At 72.0% G+C, this 7,979-nt stretch carries 8 protein-coding genes and 1 tRNA gene; 6 read left to right on the top strand and 3 right to left on the bottom strand.

Annotated features, from left to right (window positions below):
* Positions 1-68: 68 nt before the first annotated feature.
* Positions 69-1,520, bottom strand: coding sequence for a glyceraldehyde-3-phosphate dehydrogenase (locus AB0917_RS32480; RefSeq protein ID WP_366823299.1), 1,452 nt, complete (start codon positions 1,518-1,520; stop codon positions 69-71).
* A gap of 354 nt (positions 1,521-1,874) precedes the next feature.
* Between AB0917_RS32480 and AB0917_RS32475 the strand changes: the two genes are divergently transcribed.
* From AB0917_RS32475 to AB0917_RS32455, 5 genes are read left to right on the top strand one after another with little or no spacing between them, the layout of a single operon-like run.
* Positions 1,875-3,869: an ATP-binding protein gene (locus tag AB0917_RS32475; RefSeq protein ID WP_366823298.1), complete on the top strand. Its 1,995-nt coding sequence runs from the start codon at positions 1,875-1,877 to the stop codon at positions 3,867-3,869.
* 5 nt (positions 3,870-3,874) lie between these two features.
* On the top strand, positions 3,875-4,309 hold the full coding sequence (locus AB0917_RS32470) for a roadblock/LC7 domain-containing protein (RefSeq protein WP_366823297.1): 435 nt from the start codon (positions 3,875-3,877) through the stop codon (positions 4,307-4,309).
* 2 nt (positions 4,310-4,311) lie between these two features.
* A complete protein-coding gene (locus AB0917_RS32465; RefSeq protein WP_366823296.1) occupies positions 4,312-4,683 on the top strand; it encodes a DUF742 domain-containing protein in 372 nt (123 codons plus the stop codon).
* Positions 4,661-5,284: an ATP/GTP-binding protein gene (locus AB0917_RS32460; protein WP_366823295.1), complete on the top strand. Its 624-nt coding sequence runs from the start codon at positions 4,661-4,663 to the stop codon at positions 5,282-5,284. Before AB0917_RS32465 ends, AB0917_RS32460 begins: the two co-directional genes overlap by 23 nt.
* Entirely contained in the window at positions 5,281-5,865 is a 585-nt protein-coding gene (locus tag AB0917_RS32455; protein ID WP_366823294.1) for a GAF domain-containing protein, read from the top strand. The genes AB0917_RS32460 and AB0917_RS32455 overlap by 4 nt, the downstream gene beginning before the upstream one ends.
* Positions 5,866-6,039: 174 nt before the next feature.
* Here AB0917_RS32455 and AB0917_RS32450 read toward each other — a convergent pair whose 3' ends face one another.
* Both AB0917_RS32450 and AB0917_RS32445 read right to left on the bottom strand, forming a co-directional pair.
* Complete coding sequence (locus tag AB0917_RS32450; RefSeq protein WP_366823293.1) at positions 6,040-6,942, bottom strand: transketolase; 903 nt, start codon at positions 6,940-6,942, stop codon at positions 6,040-6,042.
* A gap of 70 nt (positions 6,943-7,012) precedes the next feature.
* On the bottom strand, positions 7,013-7,732 hold the full coding sequence (locus tag AB0917_RS32445; RefSeq protein WP_366823292.1) for a transketolase: 720 nt from the start codon (positions 7,730-7,732) through the stop codon (positions 7,013-7,015).
* 126 nt (positions 7,733-7,858) lie between these two features.
* On the opposite strand from AB0917_RS32445, the gene AB0917_RS32440 reads away from it, so the two are divergent.
* Positions 7,859-7,932: transfer RNA gene (locus AB0917_RS32440), tRNA-Pro, on the top strand.
* Positions 7,933-7,979: the final 47 nt, after the last annotated feature.

The following is a 7,979-nucleotide window of genomic DNA, read 5'->3' as shown; positions in this document are numbered from 1 at the left end:
CTGTTCCTGATCCTGGGCGACGACCTGCTGTTCATCTACTTCGGTTGGGAAGGCGTGGCTTCCGGGGGTCAGCCCGCCGGGTCCGGGGCCGGGTACGTGGGGTACTCCACGCCGGAGACGTGCTGGACGACCCGGATGACCTGGCAGGAGTAGCCGAACTCGTTGTCGTACCAGAGGTAGAGGATGGCGTTGTCGCCGTCGACCTTGGTGGCGCCCGCGTCGACGATCGAGGCGTGGCGTGAGCCGATGAAGTCGCTGGAGACCGCGTCGGGGGCGCTGATGAAGTCGATCTGGCGCTTGAGCGGGGAGGCCAGCGACACGTTGCGCAGGTAGTCGAGGACCTCCTCGCGGTTGGTCTCCCGGCCCAGGCGCAGGCTCAGGATCGCGATCGAGACGTCCGGCACCGGGACGCGGATGGAGCTGCCGGTGATCGGCGCGTCCAGGTCGGGCAGCGCCTTGGCCACGGCCGACGCCGCACCCGTCTCGGTGATGACCATGTTGAGCGCCGCCGAGCGGCCGCGCCGGTCCGAGCTGTGGTAATTGTCCAGCAGGTTCTGGTCGTTGGTGTACGAGTGGACGGTCTCCACGTGGCCGCGCAGGACGCCGTACTCGTCCGCCATCGCCTTGAGCGGCGGGACGATCGCGTTGGTGGTGCAGGACGCGCAGGACAGGATCTGCTCGTCGTCCTTGATCGTGTCGTGGTTGACCCCGTGCACGATGTTGGGGACGTCGCCCTTGCCCGGCGCGGTCAGGACCACCTTGGCGATGCCGGGGCGCAGGTGCTTGGAGAGCCCCTCGCGATCGCGCCACCTGCCGGTGTTGTCGATCAGGATGGCGTCCTTGACCCCGTACTCGGTGTAGTCCACCGACGTCGGGTCGTCCGAGTAGATGACCTTGATCTCGTTGCCGTTGGCGATGATCTTGCTGTTCGCCTCGTCGACGGTGATCGTGCCCGAGAACTGGCCGTGGATGGAGTCGCGCCGCAGCAGTGAGGCGCGCTTGACGATGTCCTGGCCGGAGCCCTTGCGTACGACGATGGCGCGCAGCCGCAGTCCGTTGCCGGAGCCGGCCTTCTCGATCAGGAGGCGGGCGATGAGGCGGCCGATGCGGCCGAAGCCGTAGAGGACGACATCGCGCGCACCGCGGCGGTCGATCTTGTTGGCGCCGGTGGCCCCGGCGACGGCCTCGGCGGTGAACTCCTCCACCGTCAGGCCGCGGTCGTCGGCGCGGAACGTCGCGGCCAGCATGCCTATGTCGATCTGGGAGGGACCGAGATCGAGCGTCGTCAGAGCCCGCAGGAACGGCATCGTCTCGGTGACGGACAGCTCCTCACCGGCTATCTGCCGGGCGAAGCGGTGGGTCTTGAGGATGCTGACCACCGACTTGTTCACCAGGGAGCGGCTGTGCAGCAGGACGTTCACGTCCTGCTCACGGTGCAGCTTCCCGATGATCGGGATCATCGACTCCGCGATCTCCTCGCGGTGCATCCAGTTGGTGAACGAGTCGTCATTGACAGTCACGTGTTTATCTTTCGAGCTAGGCGGCGCTCATATGGTAGCCGCCCCGATGTACCCGTCGTCCAGGTGGCCCCCGTCCGGAAATCCGGAGGCGGTCGCTCCGGTGTCGGGTGCGGCGTAATCGGGCGCCCGTGCGAGAGCTCATACCAGAGCGGGACGGATGGCGGGCAAGTTCGACAACTGCCCGTCGCGCACAGGTCGGACGCGACTACCGTGTGTGCTCGGTGATCAACGGGGGGCTCCTGGATGTCGGGTCCGCCCGGCCGACGCCCCCAGCCCGACCGACCACCGTAGGTGCCACCGCATGAACACCGACAGGAACGCCGATTCCTGGTGCCCCCTGTACCGAGGACGCTGATGTCTCAACTTCGCGCACCCGCCGCGCGACCGGACCGCCGTGAGGGCGGGCGGCACGGCCGCCCCGGCGCACGCGCCCACTCGGCCCCGAGCAGGCCGCGCGCCGCCCAGCCCACCCCCGAGGGCCGCATACGCCCCCAGTTGCTGCGTACCGCGCTGCTCCCGACCATCGCCGCCCTGCTCAGCGGCGCGGCAGCCGTCATCTTCACCGTCCGCGACGGTGCCGTGGACCCGTCCCCGAGCCTCTGGGCCGCGCTCGGCGGATCGGCCGCTCTGGCCGTCGCCGCCGTCGCCGCCGCCTACCTCGGCGCCAACCGCGTCGCCGGGGCCGTGCTCGACCGGGCGCTGGCGCTCCGCCGCGCCAGCGCCCAGGGCCAGGCCGAACTCCAGGGGGTGGTGGAGCGGCTCCGCGCCAACGAGCCCGTCGGCCCCCGGCGCCCCGCGCCGCCGCCCGCCCCCGACGGCGACGCCTTCGACCTGCTCGCGCAGGAGATGGGGCGGGCCCAGGACGCCGCGGTCACCGCCGTCGTCCAGGCGTCGCAGCTCTTCAGCTCCACGGGCAACGAACAGAAGGTCGAGGTCTTCGTCAACCTGGCCCGGCGGCTGCAGTCCCTCGTCCACCGCGAGATCCAGATCCTCGACGAGCTGGAGCACGAGGTCGAGGACCCCGACCTGCTCAAGGGCCTCTTCCACGTCGACCACCTGGCCACCCGCATCCGCCGCCACGCCGAGAACCTCGCCGTCCTCGGCGGCGCCGTCTCCCGGCGCCAGTGGAGCAACCCGGTCACCATGACCGAGGTGCTGCGCTCGGCCATCGCGGAGGTCGAGCAGTACCCCCGGGTCAAGCTCGTCCCGCCGATGGACGGCACCCTGCGCGGCCACGCCGTCGCCGACGTGATCCACCTGCTGGCCGAACTGGTCGAGAACGCCACGGTGTTCTCCGCCCCGCACACCCAGGTCCTGCTGCGCGTCCAGCGCGTCACCGCCGGACTCGCGCTGGAGGTGGAGGACCGTGGCCTCGGGATGCCGGACCACGAGCAGAACCGGATGAACGCCCTGCTCTCCGACCCCGACCAGGTCAACGTCGCCCATCTGCTCCAGGACGGCCGGATCGGCCTGTTCGTCGTCTCCGCCCTGGCCCGTCGCCACGGCATCGCGGTCCGCCTGCAGAGCAACATCTACGGCGGTACGCAAGCGGTCCTCGTCCTGCCGCAGACCCTCCTCGGGGCCGACCCCGACACCGCGACCGCCCCCGGCACCGCCCCCGTACCGCCGCCCGGAGCCGTACACCGGCCGCCCGCCGACAACGGGCCCTCGGCCCCGCCCCCGCACGTCCAGGCGGTCCGGCCGCCGGCCGTCCCCGTGGCCCCCGCCGACGCCCCCGCCGGTCACCCGCGCGACGCCCAGGCGCCGGGTTCGCACGCACAGGCCGCACCGGAGAGCCGCCCGCCGCAGCCGCGCGGCGAGGCGCCGCCCCTCCCGCTGCGCGCCGAGCGGGCCGACCGGCCCGCACCACCCGCCTCTGCCCCCGATCGGCTCGCACCACCCGCATCCGTCGCCGACCGGCCGGCGCCGGCCGCCTTCGTCCCCGAACGGGCCGACCGGCCGACGCCGCCCGCCGCCCGCCCCGAACTGCCCAAGCGGGCCAACCAGGAACACCTCGTCCCGCAACTGCGGCAAGCCCCCGCCCCCCGGTCCGAGGACGAGCACGCCCTGCACGACCCGGGCCTCATGGCCGCCTTCCGGCGCGGCGTCGACCTCGCCGAGGCCCAGGCCGCGCAGGAGGAGGGCGCCGCCACCGGATACGGCGGTGCCACCGGCGCGCCGACCGCGCTCGACGCCCCCCTGGAGACCCTCGCCCCCCTCCCCGTACGCGGAGCCGACCGGGCTCCCGGAGCGCCCACGCCCGTCAGCCACCCGCAGACCGGGCGCGACCCCTTCCTGCCGGGACACACCGTGCCGGAACCCCGTAAAGACACGACCTTCAAGGAGTAGACACGATGGTGAGCGACATGCCGTCCGGTCAGGTCTCGGACCTGGACTGGCTGCTGAGCGGACTGGTCCAACGCGTGCCCTACACGCGCAGCGCGGTGCTGCTCTCGGCCGACGGGCTGGTGAAATCCGTCCACGGCATGGACCACGACAGCGCCGACCACATGGCCGCCCTGGCCGCCGGCCTGTACTCCCTGGGCCGCAGCGCCGGCGCCCGCTTCGGGGACAACGGCGACGTCCGGCAGGTGGTCGTCGAACTCGACTCCACCCTCCTGTTCGTCTCCACCGCCGGGTCCGGCACCTGTCTCGCCGTCCTGGCCGGACGTGAGGCGGACGCCGCGGTGCTCGGCTACGAGATGGCGATGCTGGTCAAGAGCGTCCGCCCCTATCTGATGACCCCGTTGCGGCAGCCGGCCGGGGCGCCGTTCACCCCGGGGCTGTGAGGATGCCGGCCCCGCAGGACGGGCCCCTGCTCGACGACGCGGCCGGCCGGCTGATCCGCCCGTACACCGTCAGCAACGGCCGCACCCGGCCGTCCACCGGATTCGATCTGCTCTCCCTGGTCATGGCCACGGGCATCGAACCCGACATCCACCTCGGCCCCGAGCACACCGTGGCCCTCGGACTGTGCGACGGGCCCATGTCCGTCGCCGAGATCGCCGCACACCTCAAGCTGCCCGCGGTCGTCACCAAGGTCCTCCTCTCCGACCTGGTCGACTGCGGCGCGGTCACCGCGCACGCCCCCGCGTTTCATGACATGCCCACCGACCGATCCCTGCTGGAGGCAGTGCTCGATGGTTTACGACGACAGCTCTGACCGCACCGGAACCACCGAGTTCTTCCCCGTGGCCCTCAAGGTCCTGGTCGCGGGCGGATTCGGCGTCGGCAAGACGACCTTCGTCGGTGCGGTCAGCGAGATCGCTCCCCTGAGCACCGAGGAGCTGCTGACCCAGGTCAGCGTGGGGACCGACAACCTGGACGGCGTCGAGTCCAAGACGGCCACCACCGTCGCCATGGACTTCGGCCGCATCACCCTCTCCGAGCAGCACGTCCTGTACCTGTTCGGGACACCGGGCCAGGAGCGGTTCTGGTTCATGTGGGACGAGCTCTCCCAGGGCGCGCTCGGCGCCGTGGTGCTCGCCGACACCCGGCGGCTGGCGGAGTGCTTCGCCGCCGTGGACTTCTTCGAGCGGCGCGGTATCGGGTTCATCGTCGCGGTCAACGAGTTCGACGGTGCCTTCCGCTACGAGCCCGACGAGGTGCGCGCCGCGCTCGACCTCGGGCCCGAGGTGCCCGTCGTCCTGTGCGACGCCCGGATCGCCAGCTCCGGTACGGGGGCGCTGGTCACCCTCGTACAGCACCTCATCAACGCCACCTCCGCGCCCGCCCCGCTCCAGGCCTTCGGAGCCCACCAGTGACGTCCTTCGCCACCGGCCGGATGCTGCTGACCCCCGCCGACCGGGACGGCCCGGCCCGTGCGGAGCGGCTGCGGAGGCTGGATCTCGGCGAACGGGCCGACGCCTCGTTCGACAGCTTCGACGCCTTCGCCGACAAGGTCGCCGAAGTGACCGCGTCGCCCTTCTCGATGGTCAACTTCATCGACGAGAACCGGCAGTTCTTCGCGGGACTGCACACCCCGGCGGGCAACCGCGGCGGCCAGGACATCGGGGCGGCCGCGGCGGGCGGCAACCGCAGCGCCCGCTACATGGCCCGGGACCACGGCTACTGCCCGCACGTCGTCGTGCGGCGCAAGGCGCTCGTCCTGGACGACGTCTGCGACTACCCGCGGTTCGCCGGCAATCCGGTGGTCGACGACATAGGCGTCCGCTCCTACCTGGGCGCACCGCTCATCGACCGCACGGGCATCGCGCTGGGGACCGTCTGCGCCGTCGACACCGTGCCACGCCCCTGGGGCCGCGCCGGTCTCGACACCATCAAGTCCCTCGCCCGGGAACTCGTCCTCCAGATCGACCACCGGGAGGGCTGCCGCCACCCCTGACGCGTGGAAGGCAGCTGCCTTCCCGCGGGACGCGCCCGCGCTGCCCCGCGCCACCACCTCCCCGTCGATCCGCACCACCCGCGACCGCCGCCGACCGGCCGGCCACCGCGGAGAGTCCGGGCGGCCCGGTGAGCACGGCGACTCCCGGCGCCCGAGCGCCACCAGCGCCCCGCCTCAGGCCCGCAGGAACCCGGTGATCCGCTCCCGCAGGCCCTGCGGATCGAGCCCGTGCGCCGCCACATGCTCCTCCATCCCCCCGTACCGGCGCAGCTCGGCGCGGCCCACCCCGAGGCCGAGGACCCGGTGCGGCAGCTCCACGAGCGCCTCGTTCGCGGCGGCCGTCGAAGTGCCCGCCAGATAGGGCTCCACGATGACCACGTCGGCGCCCGGACCCGCACCGACGGCGCGGCGCAGCCCCGCCGCGTCGAACGGCCGCACGGTCGTCGCGTACAGCACGCTCACATCCAGCCCCTCGGTGGCCGCGAGGACGTTGTCCAGCATCGGGCCGACCGCGACCACCGTCCCGCCCCGCCCCTCGCGCACCACGGAGAACCCGCCGTCACCGCCCACCGGCCGCGCCTCCCGGTTCGCCTGGAGCGAGAGGCGTACGTACACGCGGTCGTCGCCCTCCACCGCTCCTCGCAGCAGCGCCTCGGCCTCGCCGGGGTGGCCGGGCACGTGGACCGTCCAGCCGTCCAGGGTGTCCAGGAGCGCCACATCGCCCGGTGCCATATGGGTGAAGCCCCCGGCGGGCCAGTCGTACGAGCCACCGGCGCTGACCAGGATCCCGCCCACCCCCTGGTGCCCGAGATCCAGCTTGACCTGCTCGAACGGCCGCTCCACCAGGAAGCTCGCGAAGGTGTGCATGATCGGCCGCATCCCTGTCAGTGCCATCCCCGCTCCGGCACCGATCAGCAGCTGCTCCCTGATCCCGACGTTGATCACCCGGGCCGGATGGGCCCGCCGGGCCGGTGCGAAGCCGTCGGCGCTGATGTCGGCGAGCACGACGGCCAGCCGGGGCTCCTCGGTCAGGAGCTGTGAGGCGGTGGCGATGAAACGGTCACGCATGGTGTCCATGAAAGGTCCTCCTGAGGAATCGGCCGGTCCGCTGCGGTCCGGTCCGAGCTGCGGTTCTGCGGTGGCGGGGTCAGCCCTTGGGCTCGACCCGGGCGACCACGGCCCGGGGCCGGCCGGGGTGGGGTGCGGTGAAGGCCGCGTACAGGGCTTCGTGGTCGCGGCCGTCCACCGTCGCCGCCGACCAGCCGGCGGCCTCGAACCGGGAGGCGATGCCGCCGGGCCAGCCGTGGGTGGCGGAAGCGTTGTCGATCACCAGGGTGTGGAGCTGCTCGAGGCCGGCCGGGCCGGCGTGGGCGATGGCCTCGTGGTTGCTGCCCTCGTCCAGCTCGGCGTCGCCGACCAGCACCCACACCCGGGGGTCGGTGAGCCCCTGGGCCCGCAGCCCGAGGACGGTCCCGACGGCCAGCGGCAGACCGTGCCCCAGCGAGCCGCTGCCGATCTCCGCGCCGGGGACGAGCAGCCGGTCGGGGTGGTGGCCGAGCGGTGAACCGTACGTTCCGAAGCCGCGCAGCACCTCCTCGTCGAAGAACCCGTGGGCCGCCAGAACGGCGTAGTACGCCATGGGCCCGTGCCCCTTGGAGAGCAGGAAGCGGTCCCGCCCGGGGTCGTCTGCGGTGGCGGGCGTCACGCGCAGCACCTTGTTGTAGAGCACCCACAGCGCGTCCGTCGTGGAGTGCGCGGCGGGGGCGTGCTTCTCGGCGCCGGTCATCAGGGTGATCAGGCGGTGGAGGTCGTGGAAGTCGGGAGAGCCGTGGAGGCTGCGTTCCGGGGATGCGGTCGTGTTCGTCATGACACCGAGCGTCCGACATCAACCAAGGTTGAGGTCAAGTAGGGAAAGAGTTCGTGACCACCTGCTCAAGTGCGGTATTGTTCTCATGCGCGTTCGGCCAGGGGAAACCCCAGGTCAGACGAGCAACGGGACGTGGCGCAGCTTGGTAGCGCACTTGACTGGGGGTCAAGGGGTCGCAGGTTCAAATCCTGTCGTCCCGACTCGTGAGAGTTGTTCCAGAAGGCCGGTTCCGGATTTCTCCGGAACC

This window comes from Streptomyces sp. NPDC007346 (genome assembly GCF_040703535.1).
Classification (GTDB): Bacteria; Actinomycetota; Actinomycetes; order Streptomycetales; family Streptomycetaceae; genus Streptomyces.
This window is presented reverse-complemented; position numbering and strand designations above follow the sequence as displayed.

Bases quoted from the DNA above. Each gene is read 5' to 3' on its own strand.
- AB0917_RS32475 (WP_366823298.1), top strand. From the start codon at position 1,875: ATGTCTCAACTTCGCGCACCCGCCGCGCGACCGGACCGCCGTGAGGGC.
- AB0917_RS32465 (WP_366823296.1), top strand. From the start codon at position 4,312: ATGCCGGCCCCGCAGGACGGGCCCCTGCTCGACGACGCGGCCGGCCGG.
- AB0917_RS32445 (WP_366823292.1), bottom strand. From the start codon at position 7,732: ATGACGAACACGACCGCATCCCCGGAACGCAGCCTCCACGGCTCTCCC.
- AB0917_RS32460 (WP_366823295.1), top strand. From the start codon at position 4,661: ATGGTTTACGACGACAGCTCTGACCGCACCGGAACCACCGAGTTCTTC.
- AB0917_RS32450 (WP_366823293.1), bottom strand. From the start codon at position 6,942: ATGGACACCATGCGTGACCGTTTCATCGCCACCGCCTCACAGCTCCTG.
- AB0917_RS32470 (WP_366823297.1), top strand. From the start codon at position 3,875: ATGGTGAGCGACATGCCGTCCGGTCAGGTCTCGGACCTGGACTGGCTG.